Source organism: Massilia genomosp. 1, assembly GCF_011682185.1.
In the GTDB taxonomy this organism is placed as follows: Bacteria; Pseudomonadota; Gammaproteobacteria; order Burkholderiales; family Burkholderiaceae_D; genus Telluria_A; species Telluria_A rubra.
This window is the reverse complement of record NZ_WHJF01000514.1, coordinates 1-299: the sequence shown is the minus strand read 5'-3', so window position 1 is coordinate 299 and position 299 is coordinate 1. Positions and strand designations below refer to the sequence as shown.

The following is a 299-nucleotide window of genomic DNA, read 5'->3' as shown; positions in this document are numbered from 1 at the left end:
GTCGAAGGCTGCGCCTGCGACAGCGCGGTGTGCCGCAGTGCCTGGGTGCGCAGTTGCTGGTGCAGGATATAGGCGGCCGAATGCAGTAGCAAGCGCATGCAGTTGGCGAGGAAGCTCGTGCATGAGGTCCGGTCGGCGGCCAGGTCGCCCTTGAGGTGCTTGATGTAGTTTTCGGCTTGGCCGCGCGCGCAGTAAATATCTTCGTACAGCATGCCGGCATCGAGTCCCTGTAACGAGGTCACAATGAAACGCGTGTTCTCGCCGAGCGCCATGACCTCGGCCTTGAGCAGTACGCGCCA

1 protein-coding gene is annotated in these 299 nt (G+C 62.2%); it reads right to left on the bottom strand.

The window, feature by feature from the left end; all coding sequences use genetic code 11:
* Positions 1 to 299 (bottom strand): transposase (locus tag F1735_RS34720; protein WP_187364440.1); only part of this gene is annotated, 299 nt, incomplete at both ends.